The sequence below is a fragment of the Pseudomonas sp. GNP012 genome (genome assembly GCF_054343835.1).
Genome location: NZ_JBTGUU010000001.1, coordinates 4,976,966 through 5,000,131, shown reverse-complemented (window position 1 = coordinate 5,000,131; position 23,166 = coordinate 4,976,966). Strand labels below are relative to the sequence as shown.

The following is a 23,166-nucleotide window of genomic DNA, read 5'->3' as shown; positions in this document are numbered from 1 at the left end:
ACCCGCCATGGCTTTCGAAGCAATGTTCCAGCCGATCCAGATCGGCAAACTGACCATCCGTAACCGCGTGCTCAGCACCGCGCACGCCGAGGTTTATGCCACCGACGGCGGCATGACCACCGATCGGTACGTCAAGTACTACGAAGAGAAAGCCAAGGGCGGGATCGGCCTGGCGATTTGCGGCGGTTCGTCCGTGGTGGCCATCGACAGCCCGCAGGAGTGGTGGAGTTCGGTGAACCTGTCCACCGACCGCATCATTCCGCACTTCCAGAATCTGGCCGATGCCATGCATAAGCACGGCGCCAAGATCATGATTCAGATTACCCACATGGGCCGTCGCTCGCGTTGGGACGGCTTCAACTGGCCGACGCTGATGTCTCCGTCGGGTGTGCGCGAGCCGGTGCACCGTGCCACTTGCAAAACCATCGAGCCGGAAGAAATCTGGCGGGTGATCGGTAACTACGCTCAAGCGGCCCGCCGCGCCAAGGCCGGTGGCCTGGACGGTGTCGAACTGTCGGCGGTGCATCAGCACATGATCGACCAGTTCTGGAGCCCACGGGTCAACAAGCGTACCGACGAATGGGGCGGCACCTTCGAAGGCCGGATGAAGTTCGGTCTGGAAGTCTTGAAAGCCGTACGCGCCGAGGTCGGTGACGATTTCTGCGTGGGCATGCGCATCTGTGGTGACGAGTTCCACCCGGATGGCCTGTCCCACGAAGACATGAAGCAGATCGCCAAGTATTACGACGACACCGGCATGCTCGACTTCATCGGTGTCGTGGGCTCGGGTTGCGACACCCACAACACCCTGGCCAACGTGATTCCGAACATGAGTTATCCGCCGGAGCCGTTCCTGCATCTGGCTGCCGGCATCAAGGAAGTGGTCAAGGTTCCGGTGCTGCACGCGCAGAACATCAAGGACCCGAACCAGGCCACGCGTATCCTGGAAGGCGGTTACGTCGACATGGTCGGCATGACCCGCGCGCACATCGCCGACCCGCACCTGATCGCCAAGATCAAGATGGGCCAGATCGACCAGATCAAACAATGCGTCGGTGCCAACTACTGCATCGACCGTCAGTATCAGGGCCTGGATGTACTGTGCATTCAGAACGCTGCTACCTCTCGTGAATACATGGGCCTGCCGCACATCATCGAAAAAACCACTGGCGTGAAACGCAAGGTGGTGGTGGTCGGCGCCGGTCCTGCCGGGATGGAGGCCGCCCGCGTGGCCGCCGAGCGTGGCCACGACGTGACCCTGTTCGAGAAAAAGGAATTCATCGGCGGGCAGATCACCACCGCATCGAAAGCCCCGCAACGGGACCAGATCGCCGGTATCACCCGCTGGTATCAACTGGAACTGGCGCGGTTGAAAGTCGACCTGCGCCTGGGTACCGCGGCTGACGCGCCAACCATCATGGACCTGCGTCCGGACGTGGTGGTGCTGGCCGTCGGCGGTCATCCGTTCATCGAGCAGAACGAGCACTGGGGCGCAGCTGAAGGCCTGGTGGTCAGCAGCTGGGACATCCTCGACGGCAAGGTTGCACCGGGCAAGAACGTGCTGGTCTACGACACCATTTGCGAATTCACCGGCATGTCGACCGCTGACTTCATCGCCGACAAGGGCAGCCAGGTCGAGATCGTTACCGACGACATCAAGCCGGGCGTCGCCATCGGGGGTACATCGTTCCCGACTTACTACCGCAGCATGTACCCGAAAGAAGTGATCATGACCGGCGACATGATGCTGGAGAAGGTCTACCGCGAAGGCGACAAGCTCGTAGCGGTACTGGAAAACGAATACACCGGCGCCAAAGAGGAGCGGGTGGTCGACCAGGTGGTCGTGGAAAACGGCGTGCGTCCGGACGAAGAAATCTACTACGCGCTGAAGGAAGGCTCGCGCAACAAAGGCCAGATCGATGTCGAAGCCTTGTTCGCGATCAAGCCGCAACCTTGCCTGGAACAGAGCGGCGACGGCTACCTGCTGTTCCGCATCGGCGACTGCGTGGCCCAGCGTAACGTGCACGCGGCGATCTATGACGCGCTGCGGTTGTGCAAGGATTTCTAAAGGCTGCACTTGACCCTGTGGGAGCGGGCTTGCCCGCGAATGCAATCTGTCTGCCGACATTGATGTCGACTGACCCACCGCTTTCGCGGGCAAGCCCGCTCCCACAGGAACCGCTGACCGCGTTTCTCCAAGATGTTCTGGTGGGAGCTTCACCATGTTGAACACCCTTCTTCCAATCCTGTTGTTCGCAGCCCTGGGCCTTGGTGTCCTGGGCGCGTTGCGGCGGGTGGCCATGTGGCGCCGGGGCCGGGCTTCGAAAGTCGACCTGATCGGTGGACTGTTCGCCATGCCCAAGCGCTACATGGTCGATTTGCACCATGTGGTGGCGCGGGACAAATACATTGCCAACACCCACGTCGCCACAGCCGGCGGTGCGGTGGCGTCCATCGTGCTGGCGATTCTGGTGCATGGTTTCGGCCTGCATAACCGCTTCCTCGGCTATGCGCTGCTGCTGATGTCGGCGGTGATGTTCGTTGGCGCGATCTTCGTTTACCTGCGTCGGCGCAACCCGCCGTCGCGTCTGTCGAAAGGCCCGTGGATGCGCCTGCCGAAAAGCCTGCTGGCATTCTCGGCCTCGTTCTTCCTGTTGACCCTGCCGGTGGCGGGCATCCTCCCGGAAAACTTCGGCGGCTGGCTGTTGGCAGCGATTCTCGGAGTTGGCGTGTTGTGGGGTGTGTCGGAGCTGTTCTTCGGCATGACCTGGGGCGGGCCGATGAAGCACGCCTTTGCCGGCGCACTGCACCTGGCCTGGCACCGTCGCGCCGAACGTTTTGGCGGCGGCCGTTCCACCGGTTTGAAACCGCTGGATCTTAGCGACCTGAGTGCGCCACTGGGCGTGGAAAAACCCAAGGATTTCACCTGGAACCAGTTGCTCGGTTTCGACGCCTGCGTGCAGTGCGGTAAATGCGAAGCGGCGTGCCCGGCCTTCGCCGCTGGCCAGCCACTGAACCCGAAAAAACTGATTCAGGACATGGTCGTCGGCCTGGCCGGTGGCACCGATGCCAAATTCGCTGGCAGCCCATATCCCGGCAAAGCGATTGGCGAGCACGCTGGCAATCCGCATCAACCGATCGTCAACGGACTGGTGGACGCCGAGACCCTGTGGTCCTGCACCACCTGCCGTGCCTGCGTCGAGGAGTGCCCGATGATGATCGAGCACGTCGATGCCATCGTCGACATGCGCCGTCACCTGACCCTGGAAAAAGGCGCGACCCCGAACAAGGGCGCCGAAGTCCTGGAAAACCTGATCGCCACCGACAACCCGGGCGGCTTTGCGCCGGGCGGGCGGATGAACTGGGCGGCAGACTTGAACCTCAACCTGCTCAGCGAAAAGAAATCCACCGACGTCCTGTTCTGGGTTGGCGACGGCGCCTTCGACATGCGCAACCAGCGCACCCTGCGCGCCTTCGTCAAAGTGCTCAAGGCGGCGAAAATCGACTTCGCCGTGCTCGGCCTGGAAGAACGCGACAGCGGTGACGTGGCCCGGCGCCTGGGCGATGAAGCGACCTTCCAGCTGTTGGCCAAACGCAACATCCAGACCCTGGCCAAGTACAGCTTCAACCGCATCGTCACCTGCGATCCGCACAGTTTCCACGTGCTGAAAAACGAGTACGGCGCCTTCGATGGCAACTACCTGGTGCAGCACCACAGCACCTACATGGCGGAAATCATCCAGGCCGGCGCGCTGAACCTCGGTCAGCACAAAGGCGACAGCGTGACTTACCACGACCCGTGCTACCTCGGCCGCTACAACGGCGAATACGAGGCGCCGCGTGAGGTACTGCGCGCGCTCGGGATCGAAGTGAAAGAGATGCAACGTTCCGGTTTCCGCTCCCGCTGCTGCGGCGGTGGCGGCGGTGCGCCGATCACCGACATTCCGGGCAAGCAACGCATTCCTGACATGCGCATGGAAGACATCCGCGAAACCGGTGCCGAACTGGTGGCCGTGGGTTGTCCACAGTGCACCGCGATGCTTGAAGGTGTGGTCGAACCCCGGCCGCTGATCAAGGATATCGCCGAACTGGTGGCCGATGCGTTGCTCGAAGACGCCGCACCCGCCAAGACACCCGTCAAGCGCGAACCTGCGGAGGCCCACTGATGAGCGACATTATCCGCCGCGACCCGCGGGCCGAATGGATTGCCCGCAACCGCCTGCATCCATTGCACGCGGCCATGCAACCGGTGCAACACAGCTGGATGGGGCCTAACGGTGTCATCCGCAAGAATCCCCATGGCATTGGCTTTATCGGCCCCAACGGCATCAAGCGCATCGACCGCAGCGGCGCCCAGCAGGGCGGGACGAATAAACGTACAGCCGCTGTCGAAGTGCAATTGCCATTGCACCAGGTTGCCGCGCCGGCGTTTTACATCAGCGTGGTGCCGGATATGGTCGGTGGCCGCTTGAGCAGTCATGACCGCGACCTGCTGGGCCTGGCCCATCAACTGGCCGGCAAGGACGGCGCGGTGCTGGCCGTGGTGTTCGGCGAGCATAAGGAAAGCGCTTTTGCCACGGCGGGCGTCGATCGCCTGCTGGTGCTGGAAGGTGAAGAATTCAACGGTTATGCACCGGAACAGCGGGTCCAGGGCCTGCGGGCTGTGGATAACCAGTTCAGCCCACGACACTGGTTGTTGCCGGACAGTCGCACCGGTGGCGGGGAACTGGGTCGGCGCTTTGCCGCCGCCCTGGGCGAACGCCCGGCGACGCGGGTCTGGCAGGTCAAGGATCAGGAGTGCATCGGCCGCGCCGGTGCCGGTCTGCAAGACCTTGCCCGTCCGCTGGCGCGCTTGATTCTGGCGGCTGCCGAGTGCGCCGAACCGGTCAGCGAAACCCGTCATGAAGCATTGCCGGTGGAGTTATCCACAGCCGTGGCGCGCAGCCTGTCGCGGATCGAAGATCTGGGCGCGGTGGCGGTGGATCCGGCGGCGATTCCGATGGCCGAGGCCGAGTTCATTTTCTCCGGCGGTAACGGGGTCAAGGACTGGGGACTTTTCCACAGGACCGCCGAAGCCCTCGGCGCGACCGAAGGCGCATCGCGGGTTGCGGTGGACGACGGCTTCATGGCCCGCGATCGTCAGGTCGGGGCATCCGGTACCTGGGTGACTGCACGGGTCTATGTGGCCGTGGGGATTTCCGGAGCGATCCAGCACCTGCAGGGCATCGGTGCCTGCGACAAGGTGGTGGCGATCAACCTCGACCCTGGCTGCGACATGATCAAGCGTGCCGACCTCTCGGTGATCGGCGAGAGTGCGGAGATTCTTCAAGCCTTGATCGAAGCGGTAGAGGCTTACCGCAACGACGCCAAGCGCGATGCGGCTTAAGGGAAGGAAAGGGTTATGAGCACGAAAATCATCAGCCTGGTGTCCATCGGCGCCCACCCGACGTCCGGTCGGCCGCGTCGCGCGGAACAGGATGCGCGGGCGGTGGAACTGGGCCTGCAACTGGCTGGGGATAACTTGCAGGTGCTGCATGCCGGCGACATCGCCGAGCCTGCGCTGCGCGCTTACCTGGGCATGGGCCTGGAACAGTTGCATGTGCTTGAGCAGCCCGAGGGTGCCGATGCGCTGCCGGCATTGACCGAGTATCTGCGTGATGCCGGTGCTCAGGTGGTGTTGACCGGCAGCCAGGCGGAAACCGGTGAAGGCTCGGGCATGTTGCCCTTCCTGCTGGCTGAAAGCCTGGGCTGGCCGCTGGTGGTGGGGCTGGCACAGGTCGAGTCCATCGATGGCGGTTCGGCGCTTGTGCTGCAAGCCTTGCCGCGCGGTCAACGTCGTCGGCTGAAGGTGCGCCTGCCGTTTCTGGCAACGGTGGACAACGCCGCGCCCAAGCCTCGCCAGAGCGCGTATGGCCCGGCCCGACGCGGCGTGCTGCAAGCGCAGGACGTTGAAGTCATCGATGATGAGCTGCTCGCGGTCGCCAGCCTGCAACCGGCCAAGCCACGGCCCAAGCGCCTGAAAGTGATCAAGGCCAAGAGCGGCGCCGACCGCATGAAAGCCGCGACGGCCAAGGCCAGTGGTGGGGGCGGGCAGGTGCTCAAGGGCGTGACGGCACAAGCGGGGGCTGAAGCGATCCTCAAGTTGCTGATTGAAGAGGGTGTGGTCCGCTGACAAATAGTCACCCTGGATCAAATGTGGGAGCGGGCTTGCTCGCGAAGGGGGCGTGTCAGTCGACATGAATATCGCCTGGCCCGCCGCTTTCGCGAGCAAGCCCGCTCCCACAGAAAAGCTTCATCTCACCGACATTTATGGGGGAACAATGGCCGTTGAATTTCGTTCGGCAGTGCGCGCCGATGCGCGTGAGATTGCGCGGTTGTTCCAGATTTCATCCGAGGGCGCTTCAGATTACATCTGGAGCCAGATCGCAGAGCCCGGCCAGGATCTGTTGGACGTCGGTGCCATTCGCTATGCCCGGGACGACGTCGATTTCTCCTACCAGAACTGCCTGATTGCCGAGGCCGATGGCCAGGTCATTGGCATGATGCACAGTTACGCGATGCGCCACGATCCACTGGCGGTCCCGACGACCGACCCGGTTCTGGCGCCTTATGCCGACATGGAAGTGCCCGATACCCTGTATATCTCCAGCCTGGCCCTGCATGAAGGCTGGCGTAACCGGGGGCTGGGCGTGCAGTTTCTCGCCCATGCCCAAGAACGTGCCGACCGGCTCGGGCTCAATGGCCTGAGCCTGATCGACTATGCCGCCAACACTGGCGCCCGGCGTTTTTACGAGCGACACGGCTTCGCGGTCATCAAGACCTGCCAGGTCATCCCTCATCCCATGATCCGCGTCACAGGTGACGCCTATCTTATGCACAGACCCTGAGCTGGTTCGGGGTTTATTCGAGTCGCGACAGTTATCCACAGCGCCACGCATCATTTATCTGGCTCCACGCTGACAAGGGCGGTGAGCTACAGTTTTCTATGCGCTGATCAAGGGTGCGGCACGCTTTCGGGAGTTTTCAGATATTCAGCGCTGACTCATAAAACCCGGTTTTATGACTGGCTTGAATATGAAGACTTTCGCTCTTTTGGCGCTCTTCGCTACGACCATGTGGGTATCCACAGGCTTGATGTCTGCCGTCCGGATAAAAGCCCATGCGGCCGATCAGGACTTTTATCAGTGGGTCGAGACCGAGCAGGGGCGTAACGCGTCCCTGGCACAGTTGCGGCAGCAGTGCGACAAGGAGCTGGATGCCGATAAGCACCTCGACTGTTCGGTGTCGGTCCTGGCCAGAATGCTCGAAGCCAAGGTCGCCAACCAACTCCCCGAATACTATCTGGCGATCAAGGGCAGGCATGCCCGGGCGATAGAGGCCAGCGCCGGGCTGAAACCGCTGTTCTCCATGTTCGGCGACAAATCACTGGCTATCCTGGCGACGACTGGCAATTTCTCGGTCAGTGATTCGGTGCGGCATGAGGTGCTGCCACTGCATCCGTATGCCAACGACTTTTATATCGCGCAAGAAGTGCTGCCATTTATCGATGTCGGCGCGGCCAACGGTGTCTCGGCGCGTTTTGTACTGGACACGGGGGCACCGCAAACCCGGGTCAACATCGACACTGCAAAACAGATGGGCATCAGGTTGTTGCCCGATGCTCAGTATCGCTACAGCACGTTTTATGGCGAAAAAGGCCTGGCTGCGAGGCTGGGCATTCTCAGGTCACTCAAGGTCGGCACCCGAGAGTTCAGGAATGTCCTGGTGTTTGTCAGCGACCGGGAGAATTTGCTGGGGCTGGACCTGATCAGCAAGCTGGGGCGCTTGAAGATCACCAGAAACGCCCTGGAACTCAATCCTGCGCCTGCCAGGCGCTGCGATGCGTTCATTGCTTTTAACCGCGTGGATCTCAACCAGCGGCTGGTGGTTGCCGCTCAACTGGATCGCCGCACAACGCTGGCCATCATCGATACGGGAAATGTCGACTACCTGACGGCCGCGTTACCTGGCAGACAGGCCAATGCCGTGCAGGCACTGACACCAGGAAGCTCGAACGGTTACACCGGCGACAACAAGCACTTTCGGCGCTTTGACGGCATATTGGTCATGCAAGGCAACATCATGGCGGTCAGCTACAAATACTACCCGGGCTTCACCATCCCGCCGTCGCTGCTGGGCGGGCAATACGTGCCGTCGATATTGCTCGGTTGGCGCGCCTTCAAAGACTTTGAATTGAACCTGGACCTGGGCTCAGGTCGCTCATGCTTCAATAAAGTCTGAACACGTTGGTGTTTACCCACAATCCCTGTTGGTGGTTCTGTGGATAACATGTTCGCCCCTCGCTACGGCCCATGTAATTCAAGCCCTGCAAGGCGTCGTTCAAAAAACAACCAGCCTCGCTCGTGTTTTTTCCAAGCTTTTTCAAGGGGATAAGTGCTGCTGTTAACGCAGACTTGCCCCCAATCTCTGTTGGCGCTTCTGTGGATAAGATGTTTGCTATCGGCTGCAGGCCTTGTAAATAGAGGTGTGCAGGTGTCTGATCAAAAAATGATCAAAAGGCGGTTTTGCATAGTCGGCTTTCACGCAAACGCTGGATTTCTCAAGGTTTCCGCGGTTTTCCACAGAGCTTTCCAAGTTAACCCCAAAGTCTGTTGGCGCTTCTGTGGATAAGGTGTTCGCCATCCTCTGAACGCCATGCAGGCCGTGGCTTTCAGGCGTTAGATCAAAAAACGACCAGTCCACTCCTGGAAGCAGGCTTCTGGATAAGTCACGGTTTTTCTTTGGTTTTCGTGAAGAAAATTTCCAGCTTTTCCACAGTTGTCCCCAATAGCTGTGGGTGGAGGTGTGGATAACTTGTTTGCGGAAGGCTGGGAGGTGCGGCGGGCATAGGTCTGAACGAGATAGGTCATATTTCGTACAGTTCTATGAATGACGGGCAAGCCCCCTGTAGGAGCGAGCCTGCTCGCGATGGACGTCAACGATAACGTTGGCAACCTGACACCCGGCGGCGTTCTCAGGCTCATCGCGAGCAAGCTCGCTCCTACAGGGAGTGGATTTAGCCTTGGACCGGAACGCCTTTGAGGTACGGCGCAGGCTCGGCCCCCAGGTTGCTCAGCAGACGCTCGCTGTACCAGTCCACGAAGTTCACCACGCCGAACTCATAGGTCTTGGAGTACGGGCCAGGCTGGTAGGCGGTGGAGTTGATGCCGCGCTGGTTCTCTTCGGCCAGGCGACGGTCCTGGTCGTTGGTGGCGTCCCAGACCTGGCGCATGCGCTCCACGTCGTAGTCCACGCCTTCGACCGCGTCCTTGTGCACGATCCACTTGGTGGTGACCATGGTTTCCTGGGCGCTGATCGGCCACACGGTGAACACGATGATGTGGTCGCCCATGCAGTGGTTCCAGGAGTGTGGCAGGTGCAGGATGCGCATCGAGCCCAGGTCCGGGTTCTTGATGCGGCCCATCAGCTTGGCACAGCCCTGTTTGCCGTCCATGGTCATCGACACGGTGCCCTTGAGCAGCGGCATGCGCACGATGCGGTTACGCAGGCCGAAGCTGGCGTGGGCGTACGGGATCTTCTCGGCTTCCCAGGCGGCGGCGGAGGCGGCGACGTGGTCCTTGAACGCCTGGTCGGCGCGCGGGTCGGTGACGTCGTCCCATTCCAGCAGGGTTTTCAGCAGTTCCGGGTGCGACGCGTTGCAGTGGTAGCACTCGCGGTTGTTTTCCAGCACAAGCTTCCAGTTGGCCTTTTCCATCAAGGTGGTTTGCACTGCCACCTTGGTGTTTTCCATGTCGTACGGTTCCATGTAATGGTTGAGCGTCGACAGGAAGTCATCAATGGCTGGCGGGTTCTCCGCCAGGCTGATGAAGATGTAGCCGCCGGCAGTCTTCACGTTCACCGGTTTGAGGCCGTACTGATTCATGTCGAAGTCGGCGCCCATCTCGGTGCCGGCGAACAGCAGGCGACCGTCGAGTTCGTAGGTCCACTGGTGGTAGTGGCAAACCAGTTTGGCGACCTTGCCCTTGTCGCTGGTGCACAGGCGCGAGCCACGGTGGCGGCAGACGTTATGGAACGCGTGTACCACGCCTTCAGCGCCACGGATGACGATGATCGGGTTCTTGCCGACCTGCAGGGTCAGGTAGTTGCCCTTGGTGGGGATCTCGCAGGTCATACCGGCGATCAACCACTCTTTCTGAAAGATTTCCTGCATGTCGATATCAAACAGGCGGTCGTCGGAGTAAAACGGCTGCGGCAGCGAGAACGTGCGCTCACGCTCTTGCAGCATCTGTGCGGTGGCCTTGCGTGCGGGTTCCAGCGGATCGCCCAGGCTCAGTGTAGTAGTGACGTCCATCGTTTAATCCTCAAGGCCATTCTGTGTGGCCGGCGAAAGTGGCTAATCAGGGTTGCTACGCAAGGTGTAATGGTTGTGTCTTGGTATGGGGCGAGTGTGGGGCCGGCGCTGGCCAGAACCTTATCCATGGGCGACATGGTGCAATCTGTTCCCGACGCGCAAGCCCCGGTCGTTGGGGGCTGGTCGCGATAAGCATGTCAATGTCGCAGATAGGTAAATGGGTGATCCGCGCTATACGCAGAATCGCCAACATGAAGGCCGACAGTCGGCCGTGGAGATCAGCATGTCCAACAGCTTCCTGAATCCGGTAACCACCCAGACCTGGGCCAATGGTCGACACATTGTCCGTTGCGTCAAAGTCATCCAGGAAACCTGGGATGTGCGCACCTTTTGCTTTATGGCCGACCAGCCGATCCTGTTCTTCTTCAAACCGGGGCAGTTTGTCACCCTGGAGCTGGAAATCGAAGGCCAGCCGATCATGCGTTCGTACACCATTTCCAGTTCGCCGTCGGTACCCTACAGCTTTTCGGTGACCATCAAGCGTGTGCCGGGCGGCAAGGTCTCGAACTGGCTGCACGACACCCTGCACGAAGGCCAGGAGCTGGCGGTGCACGGTCCGGTCGGGCTGTTCAATGCCATGGACTTCACCGCGCCGAAGGTGCTCTACCTCAGCGGCGGCGTTGGCATCACGCCGGTCATGTCCATGGCGCGCTGGTTCTACGACACCAACGGCAATGTCGACATGGTGTTTATCCACAGCGCCCGTTCGCCCAAAGACATCATTTACCACCGCGAGCTGGAGCACATGGCGTCGCGGATCGAAAACTTCAGCCTGCACCTGATCTGCGAGAAGCACGGCATGGGTGAGCCCTGGGCCGGTTATCGCGGTTACCTGAACCACAGAATGCTTGAATTGATGGCGCCTGACTTCCTTGAGCGCGAAGTATTCTGCTGCGGCCCGACACCCTATATGAATGCGGTCAAGCGCTTGCTCGAAGGCGCAGGTTTCGACATGTCGCGTTACCACGAAGAATCCTTCGGTGCGACCCCGCCAGAGGCGCGCGCCGATGCGGTAGAACATGCAGTACAAGCGGCCGAGGCGCCGGAAGTCGACGCCGCGGACCTGCATCAAGTGGAGTTCACCGCCTCCGGCAAGAGCATCCGCGTGGCCCCGGGCGAGACCGTGCATGCGGCGGCGGCCAAGGTCGGCCTGATGATTCCGAAAGCGTGCGGCATGGGTATCTGCGGCACCTGCAAGGTGTTGAAGCTGGGTGGCGAAGTGGAGATGGAGCACAACGGCGGGATCACCGAGGAAGACGAAGCGGAAGGGTTCATCCTGTCGTGCTGCAGCGTGCCGAAGGGCGACGTGCGGATCGAATTCTAAGCGTTACGCAATACCCTTGTAGGAGCGAGCTTGCTCGCGATGGACGTCAACGATGACGCTGGCAACCTGGCACCGCGCGGCGTTCTCAGGTTCATCGCGAGCAGGCTCGCTCCTACAGGGGAGGGTTTTAGTCAATAAACAGATCTGTCATCAGCTTGTCGGTGCTGTCGGGCGCGAACCGGTAGTGTTCGAACTCGGTAATGCCGCTCTCCCGCAGAATTTCCTCATCGATCAACAATCGCCCGGTCAGGCTGCGGTTTGTGCTACTCAGAATCACATGCGCGGCATCCGCCATGATCGCAGGCGTTCGCGCATGCTTGAATGATTCCTTCGACCCCAACTGAAACTCGATGGCCGCGGTGGCAATCATCGTCTGTGGCCACAGCGAGTTGACGCTGATGCCGTAATTCCTGAATTCCTCACTCATGCCCAGGGTCAGCATGCTCATGCCGTACTTGGTGACGGTATAGGGGCTGTATTGCGCGAACCACTTGGTGGCCAGGTTCAGCGGCGGAGACAGGTTGAGGATGTGGCCGCCGGACTTCTTCAGGTACGGCAGCGCAGCCTGACTGCACAGCAATACGGCACGGGTGTTGATCTGGTGCATCAGGTCGAAGCGCTTGAGTTCAATGTGCTGGACCCCGGTCAGCTTGATCGCCCCGGCGTTGTTGATCAGTGCGTCGATACCGCCGAAATGTTCGTTGGCCCGGGCCAGCGCCTCGCGTACAGCATCTTCTTCACGTACATCCACCTGCAAGGCCAGCGCCTTGCCGCCTGCGGCTTCCACTTCCCGGGCCACGCTGAAAATCGTGCCCGGCAGCTTGGGGTGGGGTTCGGCACTTTTGGCGGCGATCACAATGTTGGCCCCATCGCGTGCGGCCCGCAGCGCAATCTCACGGCCGATGCCGCGGCTGGCGCCGGTGATGAACAGGGTTTTGCCTTGCAATGACATGCATACGCTCCTGATTGTTGTTATGCGAGCGGGGTGGCTCGACAGACAATGTAGACCAGGTCTTTCAGGAGCTACTGTGAGAAAGATGAAATGAAACAAACCTGTATGACAAAGGAACATCTACCTTCGCCATACAGGATTCGACTGTGAATCAGTTAGCCATCAACTCACAAAATGGATTGTCGGAGTCATGAATTATTAATCAGCTTTATACAGCTTGATTTCGTATGAGTTGTCCATCTGCTGCACGTACTGCTTAAGGGCGATTGTAAACGTGGATCCGTGCTGTGAAATGATGTCGCCGACCTGGGCAATTTTTTGAACTTCGTCCCAGCTCACGTTAGTGACAGTAGCTTTCGGGTCGTTGATCAGGACTTGGTTCAGGGCTTGAATGCTCATTTGAATTACTCTGCGCTAGAACATGGGGTGCGTCGAAAATTCGACACGCGATTGTTCCCGAAAGACTGCGCGAACTCCTTTTCAGGTGCTCAGACGTTACTTCGGCGATGCAGAGACGGTGAACTGTCAGAAATGCCAGTTCGGATGAACGGCGCGGCCGAGATGTGCAGCGCCGTTGACAGCGACCTCAGGCGCTCATCACTTCACGAATGTCCTTCGCCAGCTCGCGCACACGCTCTTCTTCGGTATCCCACGAGCACATGAAACGTGCGCCGCCGTTGCCAATGAAGGTGTAGAAGCGCCAGCCCCTGGCGGCCAAGGCGGCGATGGCCGGCTCCGATAGTTGCAGGAACACGCCGTTGGCCTGTACCGGGAACATCAGTTCCACGCCAGGAATGTCGCTGACCAGTTCGGCCAGCAGTTGTGCGCAGTGGTTGGCGTGGTTGGCGTATTTGAGCCAGGCGTCGTTTTCCAGGATGCCGACCCAGGGTGCCGACAGGAAGCGCATCTTTGAAGCAAGCTGCCCGGCCTGTTTGCAGCGGTAATCGAAGTCTTCGGCCAGTTTGTGGTTGAAGAACAGGATTGCCTCGCCCACCGCCATGCCGTTCTTGGTTCCGCCGAAGCACAACACGTCGACGCCGGCCTTCCAGGTCAGGTCCGCCGGGGTGCAGCCGAGGAACGCGCAGGCGTTGGAGAAGCGTGCGCCGTCCATGTGCAGGTTCAGGCCCAGTTCCTTGCAGGTGGCGCTGATGGCGCGGATTTCGTCCGGGGTATAGACGCTGCCGACTTCGGTGGCCTGGGTCAGGGTCACCACACGTGGTTTCGGGTAGTGGATGTCCTGGCGCTTGAGTGCGACCTCGCGGATCGATTCTGGGGTGAGCTTGCCGTTTTCAGTGCGGGCGATCAGCAGCTTGGAGCCGTTGGAGAAAAATTCCGGGGCGCCGCATTCGTCGGTTTCGACGTGAGCGGTTTCCGAGCAGATCACGCTGTGGTAACTCTGGCACAGCGAGGACAGCGCCAGCGAGTTGGCGGCGGTGCCGTTGAAGGCGAAAAACACTTCACAGTCGGTTTCAAACAGTTTGCGGAAATCGTCGGAGGCGCGGGCGGTCCATTCGTCGTCGCCGTAGGCGCGCTGGTGGCCGTGGTTGGCCTGTTCCATGGCCGCCCAGGCTTCAGGGCAGATACCGGAATAGTTGTCGCTGGCGAATTGTTGGCTCTTGTCGGTCATGGCCTGCTTCCGTGGTCGAGATGCCTATGGTGAAGCGTCCCGTGGTCAATGAGGGTGCGCACTGTACCCAAGATCGTCAGGTGCAGCGCACAGGATGTCGCTGTTTGGAAAATACACAGTCGAAGGGCAATTATGCACATGACGATGTACAAGGCCATGCACTTAACGCAGCGAGACGGGGCACTGGATCTGCTCAAGTGGCTGGCGCTTTTGAGCATGCTGCTCGATCACCTGAGATATGTCGGCTATTCCGCCGATTGGCTGTATGTGCCGGGGCGCCTGGCGTTTCCGTGGTTCTGCCTGGCGATGGCGGCCAATCTGGCGCGCGAGCGGACTACGACGACCGGTGGCCAGTGGCGCTATCTGGGGTGGTTGTTGCTGTTTAGCGCGGTGAGTGAAGTTCCCTACCGGATGTTCATTCCCCATCCCGACACCTTGAACGTGCTGCCCACCCTTGCCCTGGGCTGGCTGGTGGTTCGTGGCTGGCAGCAGCCGGTGCTTGCATCGCGACTGCTTGCAGTTGGCGCTGTCCTGCTGGCGGCGTTTTTCTCCCAGCGATTGATGTTCGGTTTTTTTGGCGTCCTGTTGCCGTTGGTCTTGCTGCTGGTACTGCACCGACCCTGGTACTTCGGGCTGTTGGCGGGGCTGGTCTGTCTGGCGGCCAATCAATGGCAGGTGCTGTATCACGCCGCGCGACTGGGCAACCACGCGGCCATTCCGGCAATCGCCGCTTGTCTGATTGCGCCATGGCTCGGGCTGTTCTTGTTGCGACATGCCAAGGGCGTAAATCCACCACCGATGCGGCGCTGGGCCTATGCGCTGTATCCCGTGCATTTCCTTGTTTTACTGGCGCTACGTCAAGCACTTGCCTAATCCCTGTGGGAGCGGGCTTGCTCGCGAAGCAGGCACTTCGGTGTCTCAGACAGACCGCGTCATCGTTCTTCGCGAGCAAGCCCGCTCCCACAGGGGTTGCGTTGATCCATTTCCCGCCATGTCGTAAACGCACCTTTGCGTGGCGCCCGTAGGCATTTGACGACTCCAAGCCAGTCATACCATCGCTACCAAAGGGCACTGCCGAAAAGCCAGTGCCTCACCGAGACGAATGGCGCACCGCCGCCGCTGGGAGAGACGCGATGTTCAGCAAGCAAGACCAGATCCAGGGTTACGACGATGCACTGCTGGCGGCGATGAATGCCGAGGAGCAACGTCAGGAAGATCACATCGAGCTGATCGCGTCGGAGAACTACACCAGCAAGCGCGTGATGCAGGCCCAGGGCAGCGGCCTGACCAACAAGTACGCCGAAGGTTACCCGGGCAAGCGCTACTACGGTGGCTGCGAGCACGTAGACAAGGTCGAGGCCCTGGCCATCGAGCGCGCCAAGCAACTGTTCGGCGCCGATTACGCCAACGTCCAGCCGCACTCCGGTTCCTCGGCCAACAGCGCCGTGTACCTGGCGCTGCTGCAAGCCGGCGACACCATCCTCGGCATGAGCCTGGCCCACGGCGGTCACCTGACCCACGGCGCCAAAGTGTCGTCCTCGGGCAAGCTGTACAACGCTGTGCAGTACGGCATCGACACCAAGACCGGTCTGATCGACTACGACGAAGTCGAGCGCCTGGCCGTCGAGTGCAAGCCGAAGATGATCGTTGCCGGTTTTTCGGCCTACTCCAAGACCCTCGACTTCCCGCGCTTCCGCCAGATCGCCGATAAGGTCGGTGCGCTGCTGTTCGTCGACATGGCCCACGTTGCCGGTCTGGTCGCGGCCGGTCTGTACCCGAACCCGCTGCCTTATGCCGACGTGGTTACCACCACCACCCACAAGACCCTGCGCGGTCCGCGTGGCGGCCTGATCCTGTGCAAGGCCAACGAAGAAATCGAGAAGAAGCTCAACGCGGCAGTTTTCCCGGGTGCCCAGGGCGGCCCGCTGATGCACGTGATCGCCGGTAAGGCGGTGTGCTTCAAGGAAGCGCTGGAGCCCGGCTTCAAGGCTTACCAGCAACAAGTGATCGACAACGCCCAGGCCATGGCCGGCGTGTTTATCAAACGCGGCTACGATGTAGTGTCCGGCGGTACCGATAACCACCTGTTCCTGGTCAGCCTGATCCGTCAGGGCCTGACCGGCAAGGACGCGGATGCCGCCCTCGGTCGCGCCCATATCACTGTGAACAAGAATGCTGTGCCGAACGATCCACAGTCGCCGTTCGTGACCTCCGGCCTGCGCATCGGGACCCCGGCGGTGACCACGCGCGGCTTCAAGGTGGCCCAGTGCGTCACGCTGGCCGGCTGGATCTGCGACATCCTCGACAACCTCGGCGATGCCGATGTCGAAGCCAATGTCGCCGAGCAAGTGGCAGCCTTGTGCGCGGACTTCCCGGTTTATCGCTGAGTGCGGTTTTGGAGTAAATGACTATGCAACGCTACTCGGGCTTCGGCCTCTTCAAACACTCTCTCAGCCACCATGAAAACTGGCAGCGCATGTGGCGCACGCCGACCCCGAAAAAGGTCTACGACGTGGTCATCGTCGGCGGTGGCGGGCATGGCCTGGCCACGGCTTACTACCTGGCCAAGGAGCACGGCATCACCAACGTGGCCGTGGTCGAGAAAGGCTGGCTGGGCGGCGGTAACACCGCGCGCAACACCACCATCGTGCGCTCCAACTACCTGTGGGACGAGTCGGCCCACCTGTACGAACACGCGATGAAACTGTGGGAAGGCCTGTCCCAGGACCTGAACTACAACGTGATGTTCTCCCAGCGCGGCGTCTACAACCTGTGCCACACCCTGCAGGACATCCGTGATTCCGAGCGTCGGGTCAGCGCCAACCGCCTCAATGGCGTAGACGGCGAACTGCTCGATGCCAAGCAAGTGGCTGACGAGATCCCGTACCTCGACTGCTCCAAGAACACCCGCTACCCGGTGATGGGCGCAACCGTCCAGCGTCGTGGTGGCGTGGCCCGTCACGATGCCGTGGCCTGGGGCTTTGCCCGGGCCGCCGACGCCCTTGGCGTGGACTTGATCCAGCAGACCGAAGTGATTGGTTTCCGCAAGGAAAACGGCGTGTGCATCGGCGTGGAAACCAACAAAGGCTTCATCGGCGCCAAGCGCGTCGGCGTGGTGACTGCCGGTAACTCCGGGCACATGGCCAAGCTCGCCGGTTTCCGCCTGCCGATCGAATCCCACCCGCTGCAAGCGCTGGTGTCCGAGCCGATCAAGCCGATTATCGACAGCGTGATCATGTCCAACGCCGTGCACGGCTACATCAGCCAGTCCGACAAGGGCGACCTGGTGATCGGCGCCGGTATCGACGGCTACAACGGCTACGGCCAGCGTGGTTCGTACCCGGTGATCGAGCACACCATCCAGGCCATCGTCGAGATGTTCCCGGTGTTGTCGCGCGTGCGCATGAACCGTCAGTGGGGCGGCATCGTCGACACCACGCCGGATGCCTGCCCGATCATTTCGAAAACCCCGGTACCGAACATGTTCTTCAACTGCGGTTGGGGCACCGGTGGCTTCAAGGCCACACCTGGCTCGGGCAACGTGTTTGCCGCAAGCCTGGCCAAAGGCGAAATGCACCCGTTGGCCGCACCGTTCTCCATCGACCGTTTCCACAACGGTGCGCTGATTGACGAACACGGCGCTGCTGCCGTCGCCCACTAACAGGAGAAATTTCCTATGTTGCATATCTTCTGTCCTCACTGCGGCGAACTGCGCTCCGAAGAGGAATTCCATGCATCCGGCCAGGCGCACATCCCGCGCCCACTGGACCCGAACAGCTGCACCGACGAGGAGTGGGGCGACTACATGTTCTTCCGCGACAACCCGCGTGGTCTGCACCACGAGCTGTGGGATCACGTCGCCGGTTGCCGTCAGTACTTCAACGTCACCCGCGACACCGTGACCTACGAGATTCTCGAAACCTACAAGATCGGCACCAAGCCACAATTCACCGACAAGACCGATAGCCCGAAAGCGGCCAGCACGGCTCTGGGAGAGAAGGTATGAGCCAGATCAATCGCCTGTCCAATGGCGGACGGATCGACCGCAACAAAGTCTTGAGCTTCACCTTCAACGGCCAGAACTACAAAGGCTTCGAAGGCGATTCCCTGGCCGCTGCACTGCTGGCCAACGGCGTCGACATCATCGGTCGCAGCTTCAAGTATTCCCGTCCGCGCGGCATCTTCGCCGCCGGTGCCGAAGAGCCGAACGCGGTGCTGCAGATCGGCGCCACCGAAGCCACGCAGATCCCGAACGTGCGCGCCACGCAACAAGCGCTGTATCAAGGCCTGGTCGCCACCAGCACCAATGGCTGGCCGAGCGTGAACAACGACATGATGGGGATTCTCGGCAAGGTCGGCGGCAAGCTGATGCCGCCGGGTTTCTACTACAAAACCTTCATGTACCCGCAATCGTTCTGGATGACTTACGAGAAGTACATCCGCAAGGCCGCCGGTCTTGGCCGCTCGCCGACCGAGAACGATCCGGACACCTACGACTACATGAACCAGCACTGCGACGTGCTGATCGTCGGTGCTGGCCCTGCCGGCCTGGCGGCTGCACTGGCGGCTGCGCGCAGCGGCGCCCGTGTAATTCTGGCTGACGAACAGGAAGAGTTCGGCGGCAGCCTGCTCGATTCCCGCGAAAGCCTCGACGGCAAACCGGCGATGGAGTGGGTGGCCAGCGTCATCGACGAACTGAAGAACACTCCGGACGTGCTGCTGTTGCCGCGCGCTACCGTCAATGGCTACCACGACCACAACTTCCTGACCATTCACGAGCGCCTGACCGATCACCTCGGCGACCGCGCACCGATTGGCCAGGTGCGTCAGCGTATTCACCGGGTTCGTGCCAAGCGTGTGGTGCTGGCGACCGGCGCTCACGAGCGTCCACTGGTCTACGGCAACAACGACGTGCCGGGCAACATGCTCGCCGGCGCCATCTCGACCTACGTGCGTCGTTACGGTGTGGCACCGGGCAAGAAACTGGTGCTGTCGACCAACAACGACCACGCCTACCGCGTTGCCCTGGATTGGCTCGACGCCAGCCTGCAAGTGGTGGCCATCGCCGATGCCCGCAGCAACCCGCGTGGTGCGCTGGTGGAAGAGGCGCGTGCCAAAGGCATCCGCATTCTCACCGGCAGCGCCGTGATCGAGGCCCGTGGCAGCAAGCGCGTGACCGCTGCCCGTGTGGCCGCCATCGACGTCAAAGCCCACGCCGTGACCAGTCCTGGCGAATGGCTTGATTGCGATGTGGTGGCCAGTTCCGGTGGTTACAGCCCGGTGGTTCACCTGGCTTCGCACCTGGGTGGCAAGCCGATCTGGCGCGAAGACATCCTCGGTTTCGTACCGGGTGAAGCACCGCAGAAGCGTGTATGTGTCGGTGGCATCAACGGTGTCTACGGCCTTGGCGATTCTCTGGCTGACGGTTTTGAAGGTGGCTCCCGCGCCGCTGCCGAAGCCGGGTTCCAGACGATTGAAGGTGTGTTGCCAAAAGCCCTGAGCCGTCTCGAAGAGCCGACCCTGGCGCTGTTCCAGGTGCCCCATGAAAAGAACACCGCACGGGCGCCGAAGCAATTCGTCGACCTGCAAAACGACGTCACCGCCGCCGCCATCGAACTGGCGACCCGCGAGGGCTTCGAGTCGGTCGAGCACGTCAAGCGCTACACCGCACTGGGCTTCGGCACCGATCAGGGCAAGCTCGGCAACGTCAACGGCCTGGCCATCGCCGCCCGTTCGCTGAACGTGACCATCCCGCAGATGGGCACCACCATGTTCCGTCCGAACTACACGCCGGTGACTTTCGGCGCCGTGGCCGGTCGTCACTGTGGGCACATCTTCGAGCCGGTGCGCTACACCGCGCTGCATCAATGGCACCTGAAAAACGGCGCCGAGTTCGAAGACGTCGGCCAGTGGAAACGTCCTTGGTACTTCCCGAAATCCGGTGAAGACCTGCACGCCGCGGTCAAGCGCGAATGCAAAGCCGTGCGCGACAGCGTCGGCCTGCTCGATGCTTCGACCCTGGGCAAGATCGATATCCAGGGCCCGGATGCGCGCGAGTTCCTCAACCGCGTCTACACCAACGCCTGGACCAAGCTTGATGTGGGCAAGGCCCGTTACGGCCTGATGTGCAAAGAAGACGGCATGGTCTTCGACGACGGCGTGACGGCTTGCCTGGCCGACAACCATTTCGTCATGACCACCACCACTGGCGGCGCGGCTCGCGTGCTGCAGTGGCTGGAGCTGTACCACCAGACCGAATGGCCGGACATGAAGGTGTACTTCACCTCCGTCACCGACCACTGGGCAACCATGACCCTGTCCGGGCCGAACAGCCGCAAGCTGCTCAGCGAAGTCACCGACATCGACTTGAGCAGCGAAGCCTTCCCGTTCATGACCTGGAAAGAAGGGCTGGTCGGCGGTGTGCCGGCGCGGGTGTTCCGGATTTCGTTTACCGGTGAACTGTCGTACGAAGTCAACGTGCAAGCCGACTATGCGATGGGTGTGCTGGAAAAAATCGTCGATGCTGGCAAGAAGTACAACCTGACCCCGTACGGCACCGAAACCATGCACGTGCTGCGGGCCGAGAAGGGTTTCATCATCGTCGGCCAGGACACTGACAGCTCGATGACCCCGGACGACCTGAACATGGGCTGGTGTGTCGGTCGCACCAAACCGTTCTCGTGGATCGGCTGGCGTGGCATGAACCGTGAAGACTGCGTGCGTGATCAGCGCAAACAGCTGGTTGGCCTGAAGCCGATCGATCCGACCAAATGGCTGCCGGAAGGTGCGCAACTGGTGTTCAACACCAAGCAAGCCATCCCGATGACCATGGTGGGTCACGTGACTTCCAGTTACCTGCACAACTCCCTGGGCTATTCGTTTGCCATGGGCGTGGTCAAGGGCGGGTTGCAGCGGATGGGCGAGCGAGTGTTCGCACCGCTGGCCGACGGCAGCGTGATCGAGGCGGAAATCGTTTCTTCGGTGTTCTTCGATCCGAAAGGCGAACGCCAGAACGTTTGATGGCTTCAAGACTTGTGAGTGGGCAATGACACCGAGTCGGCCCATTCGCGAGCAAGCCCGCTCCCACAGGGGAATGCGGTCGAATGTGGGAGCGGGCTTGCTCGCGAAGGCGACGCAACAGCCACCACAAGGGCCGGAACCAACAGAATTCAGAACAGGTGCTTTATGACCGCAGCCAATGTTTACCAACAACGCCCAACCACCGGGGCCAAGGCCGAGTCGTCGTTGCATCATGCCGACCTCGCCAGCCTGGTGGGCAAGGGTCGCAAGAACGCCGGCGTGACCGTGCGTGAGAAAAAACTCCTCGGTCATCTGACGATTCGTGGCGACGGCCACGATGCCGCGTTCGCCGCCGGTGTGCACAAGGCCCTTGGCATCGAGTTGCCGGGTGCGTTGACCGTCATCGTCAAAGGTGAAACCAGCCTGCAATGGATGGGGCCGGATGAATGGCTGCTGATCGTGCCAACCGGTGAAGAACTGGCCGCCGAGCAAAAACTGCGCAAAGCACTGGGCGATCTGCACATTGCAATCGTCAACGTCAGCGGCGGCCAGCAACTCCTCGAACTGAGCGGCCCGAACGTGCGCCAGGTGCTGATGAAGTCCACCAGCTACGACGTGCACCCGAACAACTTCCCGGTGGGCAAAGCCGTCGGCACGGTGTTCGCCAAGTCGCAACTGATGATCCGTCACACTGCCGAAGACACCTGGGAACTGCTGATTCGTCGCAGCTTCTCGGATTACTGGTGGCTGTGGTTGCAGGATGCTTCTGCCGAGTATGGCCTCAGCGTGCAGGCCTGATCACCACCGTCACTGTAGGAGCGAGCCTGCTCGCGATGGACTTCAAGGCAACGCGTTGAATCAGAAAGTACGCGTCATCGTTGACCTCCATCGCGAGCAGGGCTCGCTCCTACAGTAGGCATTCACCGATTTCACAGGAGTCACCGCCCCATGAGCCGCGCCCCAGACACATGGATTCTGACCGCCGACTGCCCAAGCGTCCTCGGCACCGTGGACGCGGTGACCCGCTTTCTGTTCGAGCAGGGCTGCTACGTCACCGAACACCACTCCTTCGATGACCGGCTCTCGGGCCGTTTCTTCATTCGTGTGGAATTCCGTCAACCCGACGGCTTTGATGAGCAATCATTCCGCGCGGGGCTCGCCGAGCGCGGTGAAGCCTTCGGCATGATCTTCGAACTGACTGAACCGAACTACCGGCCGAAAGTGGTGATCATGGTCTCCAAGGCCGATCACTGCCTCAACGATTTGCTTTATCGCCAGCGCATTGGCCAATTGTCGATGGATGTGGCCGCGGTGGTCTCCAATCATCCGGATCTCAAGCCACTGGCTGACTGGCACCAGATTCCGTACTACCACTTCCCGCTGGACCCGAACGACAAGCCGTCGCAAGAGCGTCAGGTGTGGCAGGTGATCGAAGAGTCCGGTGCCGAGCTGGTGATCCTTGCGCGCTACATGCAAGTGCTGTCGCCAGAGTTGTGCCGCAAGCTCGATGGCAAGGCGATCAACATCCACCACTCCCTGCTGCCGGGTTTCAAGGGTGCCAAGCCCTATCACCAAGCCTACAACAAGGGCGTGAAACTGGTGGGCGCCACGGCGCATTACATCAACAACGACCTTGATGAAGGCCCGATCATTGCCCAGGGCGTCGAGGCAGTGGACCACAGCCATTACCCGGAAGACTTGATCGCCAAGGGGCGGGATATCGAAGGGCTGACGCTGGCGCGGGCGGTTGGATATCACATCGAAAGAAGAGTGTTTTTGAACGCCAACAGAACGGTCGTTCTCTAGATTTTTGGGGCCGCTTCGCAGCCCAT

18 protein-coding genes are annotated in these 23,166 nt (G+C 60.8%); 14 read left to right on the top strand and 4 right to left on the bottom strand.

The genetic code is table 11. The annotated features are described in order from the left end of the window. The first annotated feature begins 7 nt into the window (after positions 1-7). The 6 genes from dgcA (at position 8) to ACXX83_RS22610 (ending at position 8,280) form a co-directional block, all read left to right on the top strand. The gene (dgcA, locus tag ACXX83_RS22635) at positions 8-2,068 is read left to right on the top strand and encodes a dimethylglycine demethylation protein DgcA (RefSeq protein ID WP_007975506.1); all 2,061 of its coding nucleotides are present in this window, start codon (positions 8-10) and stop codon (positions 2,066-2,068) included. 154 nt (positions 2,069-2,222) lie between these two features. Beyond that, positions 2,223-4,166 carry a dimethylglycine demethylation protein DgcB gene (gene dgcB / locus ACXX83_RS22630; protein ID WP_015097137.1) on the top strand — a complete coding sequence of 648 codons (1,944 nt, stop codon included), beginning with the start codon at positions 2,223-2,225 and terminating at the stop codon, positions 4,164-4,166. Further along, the gene (etfA, locus tag ACXX83_RS22625; protein ID WP_458549660.1) at positions 4,166-5,386 is read left to right on the top strand and encodes an electron transfer flavoprotein subunit alpha; all 1,221 of its coding nucleotides are present in this window, start codon (positions 4,166-4,168) and stop codon (positions 5,384-5,386) included. The genes dgcB and etfA overlap by 1 nt, the downstream gene beginning before the upstream one ends. 15 nt (positions 5,387-5,401) lie before the next feature. Continuing rightward, positions 5,402-6,172: an electron transfer flavoprotein subunit beta gene (gene etfB, locus ACXX83_RS22620; RefSeq protein ID WP_015097135.1), complete on the top strand. Its 771-nt coding sequence runs from the start codon at positions 5,402-5,404 to the stop codon at positions 6,170-6,172. Positions 6,173-6,320: 148 nt separating this feature from the next. Further along, positions 6,321-6,887: a GNAT family N-acetyltransferase gene (locus tag ACXX83_RS22615; RefSeq protein ID WP_458374856.1), complete on the top strand. Its 567-nt coding sequence runs from the start codon at positions 6,321-6,323 to the stop codon at positions 6,885-6,887. Between the two features lie 226 nt (positions 6,888-7,113). After that, positions 7,114-8,280 carry a retropepsin-like aspartic protease gene (locus ACXX83_RS22610; protein ID WP_458550223.1) on the top strand — a complete coding sequence of 389 codons (1,167 nt, stop codon included), beginning with the start codon at positions 7,114-7,116 and terminating at the stop codon, positions 8,278-8,280. A gap of 775 nt (positions 8,281-9,055) precedes the next feature. Here the strand turns inward: ACXX83_RS22610 and gbca are convergent. Continuing rightward, complete coding sequence (gbca, locus tag ACXX83_RS22605) at positions 9,056-10,351, bottom strand: glycine betaine monooxygenase oxygenase subunit (protein ID WP_217836565.1); 1,296 nt, start codon at positions 10,349-10,351, stop codon at positions 9,056-9,058. 283 nt (positions 10,352-10,634) lie between these two features. On the opposite strand from gbca, the gene gbcB reads away from it, so the two are divergent. Next, the gene (gene gbcB / locus ACXX83_RS22600; protein ID WP_015097131.1) at positions 10,635-11,735 is read left to right on the top strand and encodes a glycine betaine monooxygenase reductase subunit; all 1,101 of its coding nucleotides are present in this window, start codon (positions 10,635-10,637) and stop codon (positions 11,733-11,735) included. A 127-nt stretch (positions 11,736-11,862) separates the two neighbouring features. Here the strand turns inward: gbcB and ACXX83_RS22595 are convergent, their stop codons facing one another. The 3 genes from ACXX83_RS22595 to ACXX83_RS22585 form a co-directional block, all read right to left on the bottom strand. Then, the gene (locus ACXX83_RS22595) at positions 11,863-12,687 is read right to left on the bottom strand and encodes an SDR family oxidoreductase (RefSeq protein WP_458549659.1); all 825 of its coding nucleotides are present in this window, start codon (positions 12,685-12,687) and stop codon (positions 11,863-11,865) included. Positions 12,688-12,885: 198 nt separating this feature from the next. Continuing rightward, complete coding sequence (locus ACXX83_RS22590; protein WP_458549658.1) at positions 12,886-13,086, bottom strand: hypothetical protein; 201 nt, start codon at positions 13,084-13,086, stop codon at positions 12,886-12,888. Between the two features lie 187 nt (positions 13,087-13,273). Beyond that, on the bottom strand, positions 13,274-14,314 hold the full coding sequence (locus ACXX83_RS22585; RefSeq protein WP_217836563.1) for a threonine aldolase family protein: 1,041 nt from the start codon (positions 14,312-14,314) through the stop codon (positions 13,274-13,276). Between the two features lie 144 nt (positions 14,315-14,458). Here ACXX83_RS22585 and ACXX83_RS22580 point away from each other — a divergent pair, with 144 nt between their 5' ends. From ACXX83_RS22580 to purU, 7 genes are all read left to right on the top strand, one after another. Further along, complete coding sequence (locus tag ACXX83_RS22580) at positions 14,459-15,187, top strand: TraX family protein (RefSeq protein ID WP_458550222.1); 729 nt, start codon at positions 14,459-14,461, stop codon at positions 15,185-15,187. A 260-nt stretch (positions 15,188-15,447) separates the two neighbouring features. Then, entirely contained in the window at positions 15,448-16,701 is a 1,254-nt protein-coding gene (gene glyA / locus ACXX83_RS22575; protein WP_007980421.1) for a serine hydroxymethyltransferase, read from the top strand. A gap of 23 nt (positions 16,702-16,724) precedes the next feature. Further along, complete coding sequence (locus tag ACXX83_RS22570) at positions 16,725-17,975, top strand: sarcosine oxidase subunit beta (protein ID WP_007980419.1); 1,251 nt, start codon at positions 16,725-16,727, stop codon at positions 17,973-17,975. A 15-nt stretch (positions 17,976-17,990) separates the two neighbouring features. After that, positions 17,991-18,320 carry a sarcosine oxidase subunit delta gene (locus ACXX83_RS22565; RefSeq protein WP_007980417.1) on the top strand — a complete coding sequence of 110 codons (330 nt, stop codon included), beginning with the start codon at positions 17,991-17,993 and terminating at the stop codon, positions 18,318-18,320. Continuing rightward, positions 18,317-21,334, top strand: a complete 3,018-nt coding sequence (locus tag ACXX83_RS22560) for a sarcosine oxidase subunit alpha (protein ID WP_458549657.1) — start codon at positions 18,317-18,319, stop codon at positions 21,332-21,334. Before ACXX83_RS22565 ends, ACXX83_RS22560 begins: the two co-directional genes overlap by 4 nt. A 165-nt stretch (positions 21,335-21,499) precedes the next feature. Further along, a complete protein-coding gene (locus ACXX83_RS22555; RefSeq protein ID WP_458549656.1) occupies positions 21,500-22,132 on the top strand; it encodes a sarcosine oxidase subunit gamma in 633 nt (210 codons plus the stop codon). Between the two features lie 150 nt (positions 22,133-22,282). Then, positions 22,283-23,140 (top strand): formyltetrahydrofolate deformylase, encoded by an 858-nt coding sequence (purU, locus tag ACXX83_RS22550; protein WP_015097122.1) that lies wholly within the window; start codon positions 22,283-22,285, stop codon positions 23,138-23,140. Positions 23,141-23,166: the final 26 nt, after the last annotated feature.